The sequence below is a fragment of the Halogeometricum borinquense DSM 11551 genome, assembly GCF_000172995.2.
Lineage (GTDB): Archaea > Halobacteriota > Halobacteria > Halobacteriales > Haloferacaceae > Halogeometricum > Halogeometricum borinquense.
On the sequence record NC_014732.1, the window covers coordinates 140,953 to 155,400 of the forward strand.

Below are 14,448 nucleotides of genomic sequence, written 5' to 3' on the forward strand. Positions count from 1 at the left end.
AGCGGCTTAAGGATGTGCTAACCCGACGTAACGATGTGAACACCAATACCCTTCGGCCCCCATGGTATTCGTCATGCAAGCGGACCTGACGGACGATCTCGAGGCGGACGTGTGGAGTCTCTTCGAGTCGGGTGTTCTGTCCGAAGAAGTGACGCGACATCTCCTCGGGGACCGCTCGTTCGAGGCGTGGGCCGAGAAACGACGGATGCCGCAGGATCTGTTCTGGGGAGACGCCAACCAGTTTTTCGGCTGACTTCCGCCGCTACTGTTGCGGTCGTCCCCGTTTGTCTATCTGCACGTGGTGCTGTCTCACGGCTTCTGTCGGTTGATCCGAGCGGTATAGATCTGTCGCTGGCGGCACGCCGCTCGTCAGGTACAACACTTTTGACTGACTAGACAGTCAGTACATGTAGTGACCGATTTTCTCGGTTGGTATGCATGAGTTCTGACGCTGCCGACGACATCATGGATGGGACGCACAGCGCACTCCGTACGCACGGGTACGCGGCGTTGACGATGCAAGATATCGCGGACGAGGCTGGATTGAGTAAAGCGGCACTTCACTACCACTTCGACTGCAAACACGACCTCTTGCTCTCGTTTCTCGACCGCCTCTACGGCCAGTTCGAAGAGCGTATCGCGGACCCGCCGGGTGACGACCCAGCGGAACAACTGCTCTCGCTCATTGAAACGGTGATGCTGCCACCCGCTGACGACGACCCGCACGAGTTCCGGACGGCGCTCCTCGAAATCGAAGCGCAAGCACCCTACGACGAGTCGTTCCGGGAGCGACTCGAACGGTTTGACGACGCTTTCACCGAACGCATTCGCTCGATACTCGCTGCGGGCGTTGAGGACGGGACCTTCCGTGAGGACGTTGCCCCCGACGAGGCGGCGTCGTTCGTCGCCACCTACGTTAGGGGGGCACGGACGCAGAACGTCGCTGTCGGCACTCCGCTGGACGATTCGCTGTCGGCGTTTCGAAGCTACGTCGAGAGTACGCTCCTCCCGGCGTCCGCTGAGGTGGACACCGAATGAGTATCCGCGACCGGTTGGATCGCGTATTCAAAGGACGCGACGAGTTCGACCTCACGTCCGGCGATATCGCCAGACCGCTGTTTTATCTGTCCCTCCCAATCGTCGTCACTAACCTCCTCCAGACGGCGTACAACCTCGCGGATACGTACTGGATCGGTCGGTTCAGCACGGACGCGCTTGCGGCGATCAGCTTCGCGTTCCCGATGGTGTTTCTTCTCATCTCCTTCGGGATGGGCCTGTCCGTCGCCGGGAGCGTCCTCGTCGCCCAGCATACGGGTGCCGGAGAGGAGGACGAAGCCGAATACGCCGCATCGCAGACGGTGACGTTTTCGCTCGTTGGATCGCTGTTTCTCGGCGTGTTAGGCTACGTTGCAGTTGGCCCGTTCCTCGGAATACTGGGTGCGTCGCCGGACGTGCTTCCGCTCGCGCGAGACTATATGCAGATTATCTCGCTCGGCCTGCCGTTCATGTTCGGCTTCTTCGTCTTCGTCGCTCTCATGCGAGGGTACGGCGACACGATTACGCCGATGCTCGTCATGTTCGGGTCCGTCGTCCTCAACATCGCCTTAGATCCCATCCTCATCTTCGGGTTCGAGGCGAATCCGCTGTTTACGATGCTCGGACTCGGCAATCTCCAGTCGCAACTGTTCGCCATGACGGGCTATACCGGATCCGGAATCGCGGGCGCGGCTATCGCCACTGTCTTCTCGCGCTCGCTCGCGCTCATCGTCGGCCTGTACATCATGTTTGACGGATCGCGCGGTGTCCAGATTCACCTCTGGCAGATGAGTCCCAACTTCGACTTTCTCGAACGACTCCTCTCTATCGGCATTCCTGCCTCCATCGAGGGGACGGGCCGTGCGCTCTCTGTGAATCTGCTCCTCATCGTCGTCGGCATGTTCCCGACGACCGTCGTCGCCGCGTACGGTATCGGTGTGCGGGTGTTTTCGGTCATCTTCCTCCCCGCTATCGCCGTCGCCCGCGGTGTTGAGACGATGACCGGGCAGAACATCGGTGCTGGAAAGCCGGCGCGCGCCGAGCGGGCGGCAAACATCGCGGCGATGGCGATGTTCGGTATCCTTACGCTCGCCGGTGTCATCGCGTTCGTCGCCGCCGAACCGATCATTGCGGTGTTCACCAACGATCCGGATGTAATTCGCGTCGGCGTGGACTTTCTCTACTGGGTCGCGCCGACGTTCGGTTTCATCGGTATCATGCGCTCGTACACCGGGAGTTTCCGCGGTGCGGGCGAGACGTTGACGGCAGCGGCTATCGCCGTCCTGATGCTCGGGTTCATCCGCCTGCCGTTCGCGTATTTCGCCTCGCAGTCATTTGACCACGGTTCCACGGGCATCTGGATGGCGTTCACCGTCTCCAACGTCGCGGGCGCGGTCATCGCCTATGCGTGGTACCGTCGCAGCACGTGGCGTGACAAGTCGCTCGCCCGAACCGTCCCTGCGGACGACTGATTGGGTTCGAAAAGCTCGGCGACGTAGCACAGACTGTGTGGCGGCACCCGGGGTTCTCCAGGGTGCGACACGTAAAACGTCCTCGTTCACGGGCATTCCCTCCGACATTCTGTGGACCTATGTGTGTCCAGTCCGTAGTTGGAACGATGAGCGAGACGGCTCCCGGCGATGCCCCTCATCCCAGTCACTTTGCTGACACGTTCGACGTGTACGAGGTGGAATCGACGGCCGATGCGGTGCGTTACTACGGCGAACCGCGTTCGGACCACGAATCAGTTGTCCGTGCCGTCGCTCCGCTGTTCCGTGACCGCGGCTACACCGTTTCGATGGAACACGAACTCGGAGAGTACGCTCTCGTCGCACGAGAGCGGTCGGTCGGTATCGACGGCTTCCCGACGACGAATGTCATCCTCTTTCTTGCGACCGTCTTGACGACGCTGTTCGCTGGGTCACAGTGGTACGGCATCGACACCCTGTCGCATCCTGCGCGTATCGTGGAAGCGTGGCCGTTCACCGTCGCCGTCTTGGGTGTGCTCGGCGTTCACGAACTCGGCCATTACGTCGCCAGTCGCTATCACGACGTGCAGGCGTCACTTCCCTATTTCCTCCCTCTCCCGACGCTTCTCGGCACGATGGGCGCGGTTATCCGCATGAACGACACGCTTCCCGACCGGAAGTCGCTGTTCGATATCGGCGTGGCTGGTCCACTGGCAGGCCTAGGAGCGACAGTTATCGTGACGGCCGTCGGCGTCACGCTCCCGCCTGTTGAAGTCGGCGCGTTCCCCATACAGTTGGGCTACCCGCCGCTCATTCAACTCATCGCGGCCGCACTCGGTGAGCAACTCGTCTACGCCGACGCATCCCTCATGGCCAATCCCGTCGTCGTCGGCGGGTGGGTTGGAGCGTTCGTTACGTTCCTCAACCTCCTTCCAGTCGGGCAACTCGACGGTGGTCACATCGTCCGCGCGATGTTCGGGCGCGCACACGGGACGATTCAGCGTCTCGTCCCGGCCGCTCTGTTCGGTCTCGGCGCGTATCTGTACGCTTTCGGTGACGGTCAGTCGGTGAGCCTCTGGGTCGTCTGGGGATTCCTGACGCTCTTTTTCGCCCGCATGGGGAGCGCAGAACCGCTTGACGATTCCGCGCTCGGAGCGTCTCGACTCGCGATTGGTGGACTCACGCTTCTCCTCGGCGTACTCTCCTTTACGCCCGTTCCGCTGGTTCTCACGTGACGCCTGAATCGGGGTCGCGTCGTCTCGTTTGAACGCTTGTGGCCCGGGAGAAACGGATCCCGGTCGAAAAGCACGCGCGGTTCAGAGTCGGTCGTCGTTGATTCCGCCGGGGTCGCTCGCGGTGTCGAACAGGTTGTTTTCTGCGCCGTCCATGAAGTCGTCGCCGGGCGTGGATTCGTCCACGACACTGACGTTGTAGGCGTCGATACCCATACTCAGAAGCTCTTCGACGGCTTGCTCCTCGGTCACGAACTCTTCGTCTACGAGCTGTTCGAACTCGGTCAACAACTCGTCGGGGAGTGTCACTTCGACGATTGGCATCGGTCAAGGTTCGAACTCCTCCTACTTGAGTGGCCGGTTGCTGAGCGTTCGTTCGCGCCGCCCGTCACCGATTCACCTTTCGTCTGGAATCGCCGCTACTCGGTTCCCTTTTCCTCACCAACCCCATGCGGTGTCTCGGCGTGGCAGGTTACGCGGACCGGTTCGCCGTCTCGTTCTGTCTCGACGGCCCCACATCTGCCCGCATCCGAGGAGTGTCACCCAGTCATCACCGCGGCGTTGGTCCACCGTCACGAGGATATCGTCGGTCTCGCTGTCACGCCCGGCGTACTCGATGCGAATCTGCTCTCCGTACACTTTCAGGCCCGTCGGCCCTTGCAGTTCGACCACTGTCGAGTCGGTCCGCCCATCCGGGTGTTCGACGAGAACTTCCACCATCGGTGCGTCGCCGTCGGGCACGGAGAACGATACTGAGAGTACGTTTTCGTCCACGTCTACGTTTTCGATTTCGACGAGCGACGCAGAGACGCCGGCGGCGTCAGCTACCTGTTGTCTGAGTACGTTGACGGGTACTCGGGCCGTGTCACGTTGTCTGTCCATACGGTCTCTGTGCGTGATATACAACGGAGGGTTTTGACTGCACCGCCGTTGCGGGCACGGCGGCTGTCATCCGATCAAGGGTATCGCGTCGGACCACAACTGTTGAAACTGTCGCTCGAACTCGGCGACGATATCGGTTTCTTTCACTCCCACGACTCCGAATCGGTCGGCTCCTCCCCGTGGATTTGGGATATCGATCATCGTCGTGGTTTGATCGATGATGTCGAAGGAAACCGGAATCTCCGGCAGCACGCTGATCGAGATGTCTACCGATTTCGATTTTACCAACTCCGGGAAGGTTTCAGGGAGCGTCGTTAGCACCTCGTCACTGAATATGAGCGAGACGCTGACGTCTGTCTGCATCGCGCCGAAGAACGCATCGAACTCCGACCGGAGCGTCTCCCACGATGCATGCTCGTAGGGTGGCCCTACGGTGCCGCGTACGGAGCGAGTTGCAGTCTGGACGTGTTGCCGGATGGCAGTGTTCATCTCGTCGCTACCGAGTGTGCCAAGCCAGACACTGCCGTCGGCCGCTGGGGTTGGCGGTAGATTAGAGTGGATTGTCGCTGCCAGTTCGTGGTAGCGGTTCCATTCCCGTTGTAGTTCATCCGTTCGTTCGGCGAGCAGTCTGTCAACTGCGGTCTCGGGGTCTACGGCGATGTATCTCGTCGGATCAGTTGATTGACTTTGAATCAGTGTTCGGGCTTCGAGACCATTGAGAACATCGTAAATGCGACCTTTGGGGACGCTACTGGCCGCTGATAGCTCCGTCGCTGTCGCCGTCCCGGTTACGAGGAGCGTCCGATAGACTTTCTCTTCGTAACTTGAGAGGCCCAGTTCGCTCAGCGCCGTCATAGCGAACTGTCTCTCTGTTTTCAGTAAATATGTGTATGATACCGTTTCGACGTACCGGTTGCTGTACTTCCTGAAACGGACCACAAGTGGTGCTATATTCCAATAACTCCATACTATCGTGGTTGGAGCATATTGTATGAACCCCTATCTGTTGCTTGTCAGCGCAATCATCGCTGAAGTCATCGGAACGACCGCTCTCAGACTTTCGGAAGGGTTTTCGAAACCACTTCCCAGTTTGGGCGTCCTCCTCGGCTACGGGATTGCGTTCTATCTGGTTTCGCTGACCATGGAGGAACTCCCAATCGGCGTCGTGTACGGAACGTGGGCGGCGTTGGGAATCGTCGGCATCGCAGGAATCGGCATCGTGTTTTTTGATGAGTCGATTGACCTCGCCGGTGTTCTTGGTATCCTCCTGATCGTTGTTGGTGTGTACTGTATCAATGTTGTTTCCGACGTATCTGTTCACTAATTGTCTCTTTTGATAGTACTATTTGTTTATATGGGTATAAATAGGCACGGTCAAGTATCATAGCTTGGCTATCTGGTCTTATATATGGTGTAACCACACTGACTGTACTGGATAATGCTTCGGGACACATCTCTTTATTCGTTGAACGGGGGGATGAGAAGCGGTGTTAGCATTGGATAACCTGATCGCTCGGGTGGAACGCCCACACTCACCGAACTCAACTGGTTTTCCCTTCGATTGTCACTGTGCCATTTGTCTCGCGGTTGGAATGAGGGGACAGCGCGGACCCCCTCGAATCCACTTGTCTTTATTGAGGTAAAACAAAGTTCTGTACTGATGGTCTGAATCGTCCGAATTTAGACAGTAGCGCTGCAAAATACGCTGGTTCTACATTTTATAAATCATATGTCGATATATCTATTTGTGAAGACTGGAAGTTGAGACTACATCCAGTATAGAGGGCCTCTGATGCGTGGATGTAGCCGAACTGAGGAAGGGGAGTCGCTTCAATTCCCCGTCTCCACGCCGATTTATTCTAAAACACTAACTGGTTATGATACGCAGCAAGCATCAGGAGGGACCTGCTGCTCACCACCAGGGCGGACGTCGAAACGGGACGGTAGCCTACCCAATCCCTGTCTGCTTCTTCAACAGCGTCAAGACGCTATTTGCCGTCACCACTGGTGGCCGGTCGTATTCACCAGCCAATTCGACCTGCACGAGGAGATCAACTGACCTCCAGATCGAATACAATAGGCACGCGAATGCGAAGTAGAAGAACCGCAGCACGAAGTTCTTCGACGTCGTTGCGGCCATGAACCGCTTGATACTCTTGTAACCGCTCTCGATTTCCCAGCGCGACCCATATTTTCCGATAGCCTCGGTTTCGTAATTCGTCATGAACACTGAGTACTGCCGATAGTCCGTGTGCTCAGAGTTCTCCTTCCGTCGATACACGAGAGTTGTCTCGTGCCACTCATCGTCTCCTAAATGCAGTCCACGGTCGACCGATTGACGGTCAATATCGTGTTCGCACAATTGACGAGCTGTTTCCTTCTCGCTAGTCCGCATCCGCTTCGGAACTACGTACTGAAGTCTCCGAGAAGAAATCTCTTCTAAGACGTGCTGGCTATCGAACTCTCGATCCATCAAGACGTCGTCGACCATCACCATCTCTTCTGCCGAGTCGAGTAGGTCGCGCACTATCTCAAGACGGGTATCGCCCTTCCGGACTGGCCTGGCGTCTAAGACCAACGGGACTGCATTACCCACAAGTTGGACCGTCGCCCATTGATACGCGTATTCATCCGTCTTCTCCTTCGTCCCGATAATCTCACTCTCATGTCCCGCCCGGTCCCCGGTGAATGGGTCATCTTCTGTGATGTCGATTGCAACGGTTCCCGCACGATAGAACTCGTTCGTCTCTGCGAGTCGGTCTATCAGCCGTCCAACGGCCTCACGATACATTCCTCGAACCTCCCCGATGGAGAGTTCTCGTAGGCTGGATCGGTGAGTGTGACCCAGTGGTGTGCGTTCACGGTCGGATTCGAGTGTGAAGCTCCGTGCTCCCTCGTTCGCAGCGAGGTTCTCTCGGAGTCCGAGGTACGTCTGGAGGTCCCAGAACGAGTTCGTGTGAATCTCTCTGGACTCACCTCGATGCAACGAGAACGAGGGATACGCGACTCTTTGAATTTCCTCGACGACCTTGTCTGTTTTCGAGAGTACTTCTTGGTCATTGAGAGCAGTATCCTCGTCGTTCTCGTCGAGACGGTTGATCGTCCGTGGGGGGCTTCGGGGGACATCTACTCCAGCCATCTCCGCTTTGACGAGAATCGTTTGAGCAGCCTTCTGAATCGTCTCCTGAACTTCAGTAGTAAACCGTTGGTTCCACGTTCGCCACAGCGTCGACTGGTCGGGTAACGTCTCGGAGCCAAGTTGTTCACCGAGCGACGGACGCTGTTGGAGGTATTCGACGAGAGCGGTCTCGTGGCTCCAGCCGTGGAGTGCTTTGAGGAGAAACGCCCTGAACAATTGAGCCATCGGATACTGAGTCGAGACAGAATAGCGCGGTCGTGCGGGTCGAAGTCGATGTATTCGAGGGGATAGTGAACTACGAACGTCTCGACTGAGTCGTGAGCCTCGTGGTCGAACCATTCTGCTGCGACGGTTCTGATGTCTTCTGTGAGGCCTCCGAGTGAACTTCGGTCGTAGAGGGGTGTGGAAGAATAGGTCGGCCATGTCGAATACTCGTGCTGTGCGAGAGATCGGTAGACGTCGCGTCGAGAGAGTTGTGTGGAGGGCATAATTCCTTACTATGGCTCAGAATTCAAGTAGATGACCGCAACGCTCGAAATATAGTCGCATCTTCAAGTCTAAGTAATTCGTTGGATACATGCATCAAAGGCGTCCTATACCGGTGTCGTCCAACTCTCACGTTATCGGGAAGATTATAACAAACCAACATTTATTATGAGTGTGGATAAAATGACCAGTATGTTAGAAGATCGTTTAACGAACCGAGGGAAGATAACTGCTGTATTTGTGTTGGGTACCGTTCTAGTTTTGTTGGGTATTGGACAACTGTTTGACTACGATCTATTATCGATTCCCCCACTAATATATGCCACCTTGGGTGGATTTTTACTTTTATGGGGGATTCTTGAACTTTTTGTGAACCGTTGAATTGAATCTGAAAAATACTGAAAATGTGTTCTAAAAAATAACCAATTAGTTACTGAGATTCTACGTTTCGGTAGCCGACAGTAGGAAGAGGAGGAGCTGTGGATTGGACCTCTATGTGAACCCCACATCCATCAGCTTTCAAATTGATTTCCCCCTTAACAACCAAGAGAGCTCCTGCAATCAGAGTTCCGACAGCGGGTGGTGTGCCAGCCTCAAGAACACCCCATTTATACAGAGCATCAGCAATAGCTGAAGCCCCTGCCCCGATATCGAACAGTGCATTCAAGTCATCGATATTTCCTTCGCTCAGCCAAATGTCGTACCTATTGTACACGCCATATATCTCATAAGCGTATCCAGACTTGTTGCACGTCATTTATCCGATTCTCCGTTTTTGTTAGCTCTTTTTACTTCTGGGACTCCATTTGAATTCACACTGGCGATTTTTAGTTCCCCAGACTCAATTTTCTCGTTGATTGCCCCAACTTGTAGTTGGATTTCTTGGAGAGTCACCAATTTGGCACCTTCTGGTGCTTCAGGAAAGTCTGAGATGTCAAGTTCGTCAATTTCTTCCTGAGTCACATTCAACTTGACCTTGTTTCCTTGCGCCTTAATCCAGCCCTTTCCAACAGCAGAACTACCTTTGCGATCTTTTTGGGTTGATTCACTACCAGGGTCCGCACTGACTGCGCCCATAGACGCCAATCCAGCAATAGTGAGACCACTCACTTCCATCAATGTTCTTCTACTGATCTTGTTTGGAGGTTTCATCCGATTGATCATATTAGGAGATAGGCACTGTCTAGTTAAGCCAGTTTGAGGAACGAGCAGGTCGTTGAGTTAGTTGGTCAAGATGCTCGCAGACCTGCTCAGCGAGTGCTTTGAGACGGATTATGAAGAAACTTGGGAGCGTGAGCGGACGGCGACACCCGTCAGGGTGTTCGCCGTCCAGCTCCACGCGACCGGGTGTTCGCTTAGAGAGACAAAAGAAATTCTTCGAATACTCGGCGTTGAACGCTCTCATCAAGCTGTTTGGCAGTGGGTACATCGACTGGCTGACAGCGGTCACAACCCGCCTGAGGCAACGCCGAAGCGGGTTGCGGTTGATGAGACCGCTGTCAAAATCAACGGTGAGTGGTCTTGGTTGTACGCCGCAATAGACATCGAGACGAAGCTGATTCTCGATGTCGAGTTGTTTGGACGGCATGGTACCGATCCGGCTGCTGCGTTTCTCCATCGACTTTCCGAGAAACATGATCTCTCAGATGCTGTGTTTCTGGTTGATGGCTATGGCTATCAGACTGCCCTCTCTCGATTAGGATTGAGCGGTCGGCTTGACTACGTCGAGCGAAACCTCATCGAAAAATGGTTTCATACCCTCAAAATGCGAGTCGACCGCTTCCATAATTCGTGGGTGGGCAGTCACGGAAGCGTCCGCGAGTGGTTCATACAATTTGCGCAATACTATAACTTTCAACGACCGCATCAATCGCTCAACGGACGTACGCCGGTTGAGGAGGTCACTAACTAGACAGTGCCTTCTGCGTCGTGCCCTCTACTATGTGATCTTCTTTACTGGGACATTGCTGCTGGCCCTGGAGACATTAAATCGAATTTTCGCATCAATGTAGTCCAAGCCAGATACCATCCCTGAACTGCGAGGATATACTCAAAAAGAGAAAGTATAATATTTTCAACGAATAATTCAGGTAACGCTCAATCGTCGATCGAGTCCTCACTGTCATCCCTTGGAGCGCGTCATCGTGAAATCGAACTACCCGAAGATGGCGAGCGGATACAAGAAAGACGGCGAGTACAAGCGTGGATACAAGTACGCGACAATCACCTTCGTAGGAGATTACGCACCGATTGTTCTCGGATTTCACGGATTTGATGTCTTAGAGTATGTCGCTATCCATTTATTCTAAGTTTGAGATAGACGAGTCTATGGTGCGAATAGCAGAATCCGTTCAGGCAGTCGGCGCGTATATTCTCTCTTTATTTACTGCATTGATTGTAGCTATGCTCGCCGGCGTTGTCGTTGGCGGAAACGCTGAGCCGAGAACAATCTCAAGGGCTGTTGTTGTTCTCGTGTTCTTCACGACTCTCATCGGATCGATGATATTTCTCAAAAAGTATAAAAATGAGGTTTTCTCCACCTTTACTTGAATATCGGTCGTTCAGTCTCTGAGAACGTCATAGAACGCCTATCCAAGAGTCTATGTGTGAATGTGAGTCATTTGCACGTATGCTGAATCGTCTCTCGAAAGCCGTGGGAGGCGACGGTCCTGCAGGAAATTCAAACACCGTTACCAGATAGAGGATGAACACAGCGCTCGTACTTGGGGGGTGTCTACGAATATCAAATCCGAGACAAATCGCGGAAAATACTGATCTCAGTCAAGGCGCACGATACTAACGCGTACGATGTAATCCTGATATCTGACGTAGTCTATCCCGGCAACCCGTTCCATCTGCTCCTGAGAAGAGATTGATCCACCCCCGAAGGTATCAGAGTTCTCACCCGCTTCTCGAACCGCCGACTGTACCTCCGCTAGGGCTTGGACTTCCGCATCACGATACCTGTAGACTGTCTCGGTCTCGGATATCTGGCTTTCATTTTCAACGATGTTTGCCTGGATGAATGACTCTTCGATGGGATCTGTTTCTTCGGTGACAACCGTGATTTGTTTGTCTGCTGTCGGTTGGTCCGCTTCTGTACTCGGCGTTGTTGTTATCGCATTCTCACGATCGGTTGACCGTCCACTGGTACATCCTGCGATCGATGCGAGTACCCCAACACTGGAGGCGACGAACGTTCGTCGCTGCATGTCTTCATCTCAGATTCGTATCGGAGTCGTCATACGTTTTCTCTGAAATAAATGGCATGAACACAGCCTGATAATAGACATAACGGCAGTCCAAGTACAACCACGCTCAGACCGATATGGCCAAGACGACACTGAGAGGTCCACGTCCCGTTTCTCATGGGGTTCTGGAGGTGCGTGAGTCTGTACCGAGTGTCGTCTCGTGGGCCCTGCCGTGAAATCTCTTTTGAGCGAGAATACGCGGAACGGTTTCGTCAGAACGATGGGTGATACCACACCATATACAAGTACAGTTTACTTAACAAAACCAGTATTGTTTTCATGCCGGGTTGTCCTGTGTCTACTATGGCTCCGGAACATCTTCGGCCTAATTCGGTACGCGGAGTGGCAGTACAGTCTCGTTTTTCTCCAGTTTTGATGCCGCGCCAACCAGTATCCGGGTGATTATCGATGCAGAGACACTCTTCGAGGCGGCAATTTCTCGGCGGCGTAGCAGCAGGCGCTGCTGGGTTGATTGCGGGTTGTAGTAGCTCACAGTCCAACTCGGACGAAGGGTTCACTGTGGCTCTCGCTCGGGATCCGACACGAGAAAAGTGGGATGTCTTCAACGGTATCAACCCGTACTACACCCACGTATTCGAGCCGTTGGTGGGCGTTACGGATGATATGGAGACCGAACCACTGCTGGCAACTGAGTGGCGGACGGTTGACGAAACGACTTGGGACTTTTCTCTTCGAGAAGACGTTACCTTCCACAACGGTGATCAACTTACCGCTGACGCTGTCGTTCGCTCGTTCGACCGCGTTTTCGAGCAGTGGTCGTGGGTCCCGGGGTGGATCGGAGTCGAACCTGATGGCGTCACGGCAGTTGACGACTACACGGTCAGATTCCAGACAGCAGAGCCGTTTCCTGCATTCCCCGGGACGATCTCGCACAACTACTTTGGGATCCAACATCCCGATACAACTGACAAACCGGTCGGTACAGGACCATTCCAAGTAGCGCATGTCGAAGAGGAACAGGCAGTCACGCTCGCGCCGTACGACGAGCATCGGGACGGAACGCCGAACCCCGCTACGCTCACGTTCAAATGGATCAAAGATCCCAATACGCGCGTTCTCTCGCTTCAGGAGGGGTCAATCGATGTCGCCCAGAAAACCCCGAAAAGCAAGGCTTCGTCGCTTGCGGAGGCCGCCGAAACGGCCATCGAAACGCAACTTGCACCCGAAGCGGGATTCGTCGCAGTCAATCTCTACAAATCGCCAACGACGGACGAACAACTTCGCAAAGCCCTCAACTGGGCTGTCGATCAGAACCAACTCGTTGAGAGCGTCTTGAATGGAATCGGCGAGCCAGCACGAGGCCCCATCTCGTCAGTTATTCCGTGGGCTATCCACGACGACCTCCCGACCTACGGTCCGGACAGAGACCGGGCACGAGAACTGGTCGCAGAGTCCGAATACGACGGCGAAACGCTCTCGATACTGATCAACAGCGAGAACACTGACGATAGAACGATTGCACAGATCCTCTCCGGATGGCTCGAAGACATCAACGTCGATAGCGAGATTCGGCAGGTTGACCCGGCATCGTTCTATGACAAGTTCACATCCGGTGAGTCACATCTGACACTCGTCGGGTTTGGCTCAAACAGCGCCGCCTGTGATTATCTCATTCGAGCGATGTTCCACTCGAAGGGAAGTGATAACCGGAAACTGCACAAGCAAAACGGAACCGGTATCTACAACCCCGGTCCGGAAATCGACCGCCTCATCGAGAAGGGATACCGGGCTGAGACAATGGCGGAGAAGCGCGATTACTACGGAGAAGTACAACGACGAGTCGTTGACACTGGTGCGATCATACCGCTGTACTACAACGAGTACGTCTTCGGACGACAGTCGAACGTCTCCGGAATCGACGCTCATCCGATCGACAATATGGTGGATTGGTCCGATCTTTCTCGGAGTAACTGACATGACCGGGAACGAATGCGCGGCTGGTTCGTTCACTGCTCCGTCTGGAAGGTGTCGGGACTAGCATGAACGGGCAGGAAGTTCTCAGGCGACTGCTGACAATGGGGGTCGTCCTGCTCGGCGTCTCACTTCTCACGTACGGGATGATATTCGTCACGCCCGGCGACCCCGCGCGAACGATACTGACTCAGCAGATGGATGGACAGACGCCGTCCCAAGAAGCAGTCGAGCAGTTCCGCGAGGAAAACGGGCTTGACGACCCGTTTTTGGTGCAGTACACGCGCTGGATGGGTGATGTGGTTCGTGGCGACCTCGGCCAGTCGTATTATAGCGATCAGGCGGTGACGGCGATGATCGTACAGCGATTGCCTAATACGGTTGCGCTCGCCGTCGCCTCGATGCTCGTTGCGATCACGATTGCGGTCCCTGCCGGAATCGCAAGCGCAGTCAACCCGGGTAGCCGGCTCGATTACACCGCACAGTTCGGTTCACTCGTCGGTGTTTCGATGCCGAACTTCTGGCTTGGGTACCTGCTCATCATCACCTGCTCTCTCTGGCTCGATATATTCCCCGTGGCGGGTGCGGGCGGGCTCGAATATTTGGTCCTCCCAGCGCTGACGCTTGGATCGGGGATGGCGGCGATCATCACCCGGTTGGTTCGAACAGCGATGCTTGACGTACTCGATGCCGCCTACATTCGAACCGCTCAATCGAAGGGTCTGCGCGAGCGAATCGTGATCTACAAACACGCCTTCCGGAACGCGCTCGTTCCCGTCGTGACGATCATCGGATTACAGTTGAGTTACGTTCTCAACGGTGCGGTCGTCGTCGAGGCCGTGTTTCAACGGCCGGGTCTCGGAACGCTACTGGTTGATGCGATCTTCGCACGCGATTACCCGATTATTCAGGGCGTGACGCTACTCATCGGTGTCATCTTTGTCCTGACGAACTTCGCGGTCGATCTGACCTACAGCCGACTCGACCCACGAATCGGTCTCGGGGGTGAACCGACGTGAGTG

Annotated in this window: 16 protein-coding genes and 1 pseudogene; 10 read left to right on the plus strand and 7 right to left on the minus strand. The window is 55.0% G+C overall.

Annotated features, from left to right (window positions below):
- Window positions 1-73 precede the first annotated feature (73 nt).
- From HBOR_RS18835 to HBOR_RS18850, 4 genes are all read left to right on the plus strand, one after another.
- Window positions 74-253 carry a hypothetical protein gene (locus tag HBOR_RS18835; protein WP_241432381.1) on the plus strand — a complete coding sequence of 60 codons (180 nt, stop codon included), beginning with the start codon at window positions 74-76 and terminating at the stop codon, window positions 251-253.
- A gap of 185 nt (window positions 254-438) precedes the next feature.
- On the plus strand, window positions 439-1,038 hold the full coding sequence (locus tag HBOR_RS18840) for a TetR/AcrR family transcriptional regulator (RefSeq protein ID WP_006055853.1): 600 nt from the start codon (window positions 439-441) through the stop codon (window positions 1,036-1,038).
- Window positions 1,035-2,507 (plus strand): MATE family efflux transporter, encoded by a 1,473-nt coding sequence (locus HBOR_RS18845; RefSeq protein WP_006055854.1) that lies wholly within the window; start codon window positions 1,035-1,037, stop codon window positions 2,505-2,507. Before HBOR_RS18840 ends, HBOR_RS18845 begins: the two co-directional genes overlap by 4 nt.
- Window positions 2,508-2,653: 146 nt before the next feature.
- Window positions 2,654-3,739 carry a site-2 protease family protein gene (locus tag HBOR_RS18850; RefSeq protein ID WP_013440818.1) on the plus strand — a complete coding sequence of 362 codons (1,086 nt, stop codon included), beginning with the start codon at window positions 2,654-2,656 and terminating at the stop codon, window positions 3,737-3,739.
- Window positions 3,740-3,820: 81 nt separating this feature from the next.
- On the opposite strand, the gene HBOR_RS18855 is transcribed toward HBOR_RS18850, so the two are convergent.
- The 3 genes from HBOR_RS18855 to HBOR_RS18865 form a co-directional block, all read right to left on the minus strand.
- Window positions 3,821-4,060 carry a DUF7120 family protein gene (locus tag HBOR_RS18855; protein ID WP_006055856.1) on the minus strand — a complete coding sequence of 80 codons (240 nt, stop codon included), beginning with the start codon at window positions 4,058-4,060 and terminating at the stop codon, window positions 3,821-3,823.
- Between the two features lie 114 nt (window positions 4,061-4,174).
- Complete coding sequence (locus HBOR_RS18860) at window positions 4,175-4,618, minus strand: cadherin-like beta sandwich domain-containing protein (RefSeq protein ID WP_013440819.1); 444 nt, start codon at window positions 4,616-4,618, stop codon at window positions 4,175-4,177.
- Between the two features lie 66 nt (window positions 4,619-4,684).
- Window positions 4,685-5,473, minus strand: coding sequence for a TrmB family transcriptional regulator (locus HBOR_RS18865; RefSeq protein ID WP_006055858.1), 789 nt, complete (start codon window positions 5,471-5,473; stop codon window positions 4,685-4,687).
- Between the two features lie 136 nt (window positions 5,474-5,609).
- On the opposite strand from HBOR_RS18865, the gene HBOR_RS18870 reads away from it, so the two are divergent.
- Window positions 5,610-5,942, plus strand: a complete 333-nt coding sequence (locus HBOR_RS18870; protein ID WP_006055859.1) for a DMT family transporter — start codon at window positions 5,610-5,612, stop codon at window positions 5,940-5,942.
- A gap of 624 nt (window positions 5,943-6,566) precedes the next feature.
- On the opposite strand, the pseudogene HBOR_RS18875 reads toward HBOR_RS18870, so the two are convergent.
- From HBOR_RS18875 to HBOR_RS18880, 3 genes and pseudogenes are all read right to left on the minus strand, one after another.
- Window positions 6,567-8,245 (minus strand): annotated as a pseudogene (locus HBOR_RS18875) (transposase).
- Window positions 8,246-8,673: 428 nt separating this feature from the next.
- A complete protein-coding gene (locus HBOR_RS19600; protein WP_006055861.1) occupies window positions 8,674-9,000 on the minus strand; it encodes a hypothetical protein in 327 nt (108 codons plus the stop codon).
- Window positions 8,997-9,407, minus strand: coding sequence for a hypothetical protein (locus HBOR_RS18880; protein WP_006055862.1), 411 nt, complete (start codon window positions 9,405-9,407; stop codon window positions 8,997-8,999). Before HBOR_RS18880 ends, HBOR_RS19600 begins: the two co-directional genes overlap by 4 nt.
- 70 nt (window positions 9,408-9,477) lie before the next feature.
- On the opposite strand from HBOR_RS18880, the gene HBOR_RS18885 reads away from it, so the two are divergent.
- From HBOR_RS18885 to HBOR_RS18895, 3 genes are all read left to right on the plus strand, one after another.
- On the plus strand, window positions 9,478-10,155 hold the full coding sequence (locus HBOR_RS18885) for an IS6-like element ISHbo1 family transposase (protein WP_013440732.1): 678 nt from the start codon (window positions 9,478-9,480) through the stop codon (window positions 10,153-10,155).
- A gap of 232 nt (window positions 10,156-10,387) precedes the next feature.
- A complete protein-coding gene (locus HBOR_RS18890) occupies window positions 10,388-10,552 on the plus strand; it encodes a hypothetical protein (RefSeq protein WP_162531010.1) in 165 nt (54 codons plus the stop codon).
- A 19-nt stretch (window positions 10,553-10,571) separates the two neighbouring features.
- Entirely contained in the window at window positions 10,572-10,793 is a 222-nt protein-coding gene (locus tag HBOR_RS18895) for a hypothetical protein (protein WP_006055864.1), read from the plus strand.
- A gap of 227 nt (window positions 10,794-11,020) precedes the next feature.
- Here HBOR_RS18895 and HBOR_RS18900 read toward each other — a convergent pair whose 3' ends face one another.
- Window positions 11,021-11,455 (minus strand): hypothetical protein, encoded by a 435-nt coding sequence (locus HBOR_RS18900; RefSeq protein WP_006055865.1) that lies wholly within the window; start codon window positions 11,453-11,455, stop codon window positions 11,021-11,023.
- Between the two features lie 447 nt (window positions 11,456-11,902).
- Here HBOR_RS18900 and HBOR_RS18905 point away from each other — a divergent pair, with 447 nt between their 5' ends.
- Window positions 11,903-13,429, plus strand: coding sequence for an ABC transporter substrate-binding protein (locus HBOR_RS18905; RefSeq protein ID WP_129783022.1), 1,527 nt, complete (start codon window positions 11,903-11,905; stop codon window positions 13,427-13,429).
- Window positions 13,430-13,494: 65 nt separating this feature from the next.
- Window positions 13,495-14,445, plus strand: a complete 951-nt coding sequence (gene nikB, locus HBOR_RS18910) for a nickel ABC transporter permease (protein WP_006055867.1) — start codon at window positions 13,495-13,497, stop codon at window positions 14,443-14,445.
- Window positions 14,446-14,448 lie beyond the last annotated feature (3 nt).

Excerpts from the sequence above, each read along its gene's own strand:
- HBOR_RS18835 (WP_241432381.1), top strand. The coding sequence starts at position 74 with ATGCAAGCGGACCTGACGGACGATCTCGAGGCGGACGTGTGGAGTCTC.
- HBOR_RS18840 (WP_006055853.1), top strand. The coding sequence starts at position 439 with ATGAGTTCTGACGCTGCCGACGACATCATGGATGGGACGCACAGCGCA.
- HBOR_RS18845 (WP_006055854.1), top strand. The coding sequence starts at position 1,035 with ATGAGTATCCGCGACCGGTTGGATCGCGTATTCAAAGGACGCGACGAG.
- HBOR_RS18850 (WP_013440818.1), top strand. The coding sequence starts at position 2,654 with ATGAGCGAGACGGCTCCCGGCGATGCCCCTCATCCCAGTCACTTTGCT.
- HBOR_RS18855 (WP_006055856.1), bottom strand. The coding sequence starts at position 4,060 with ATGCCAATCGTCGAAGTGACACTCCCCGACGAGTTGTTGACCGAGTTC.
- HBOR_RS18860 (WP_013440819.1), bottom strand. The coding sequence starts at position 4,618 with ATGGACAGACAACGTGACACGGCCCGAGTACCCGTCAACGTACTCAGA.
- HBOR_RS18865 (WP_006055858.1), bottom strand. The coding sequence starts at position 5,473 with ATGACGGCGCTGAGCGAACTGGGCCTCTCAAGTTACGAAGAGAAAGTC.
- HBOR_RS18870 (WP_006055859.1), top strand. The coding sequence starts at position 5,610 with ATGAACCCCTATCTGTTGCTTGTCAGCGCAATCATCGCTGAAGTCATC.
- HBOR_RS19600 (WP_006055861.1), bottom strand. The coding sequence starts at position 9,000 with ATGACGTGCAACAAGTCTGGATACGCTTATGAGATATATGGCGTGTAC.
- HBOR_RS18880 (WP_006055862.1), bottom strand. The coding sequence starts at position 9,407 with ATGATCAATCGGATGAAACCTCCAAACAAGATCAGTAGAAGAACATTG.
- HBOR_RS18885 (WP_013440732.1), top strand. The coding sequence starts at position 9,478 with ATGCTCGCAGACCTGCTCAGCGAGTGCTTTGAGACGGATTATGAAGAA.
- HBOR_RS18895 (WP_006055864.1), top strand. The coding sequence starts at position 10,572 with ATGGTGCGAATAGCAGAATCCGTTCAGGCAGTCGGCGCGTATATTCTC.
- HBOR_RS18900 (WP_006055865.1), bottom strand. The coding sequence starts at position 11,455 with ATGCAGCGACGAACGTTCGTCGCCTCCAGTGTTGGGGTACTCGCATCG.
- HBOR_RS18905 (WP_129783022.1), top strand. The coding sequence starts at position 11,903 with ATGCAGAGACACTCTTCGAGGCGGCAATTTCTCGGCGGCGTAGCAGCA.
- nikB (WP_006055867.1), top strand. The coding sequence starts at position 13,495 with ATGAACGGGCAGGAAGTTCTCAGGCGACTGCTGACAATGGGGGTCGTC.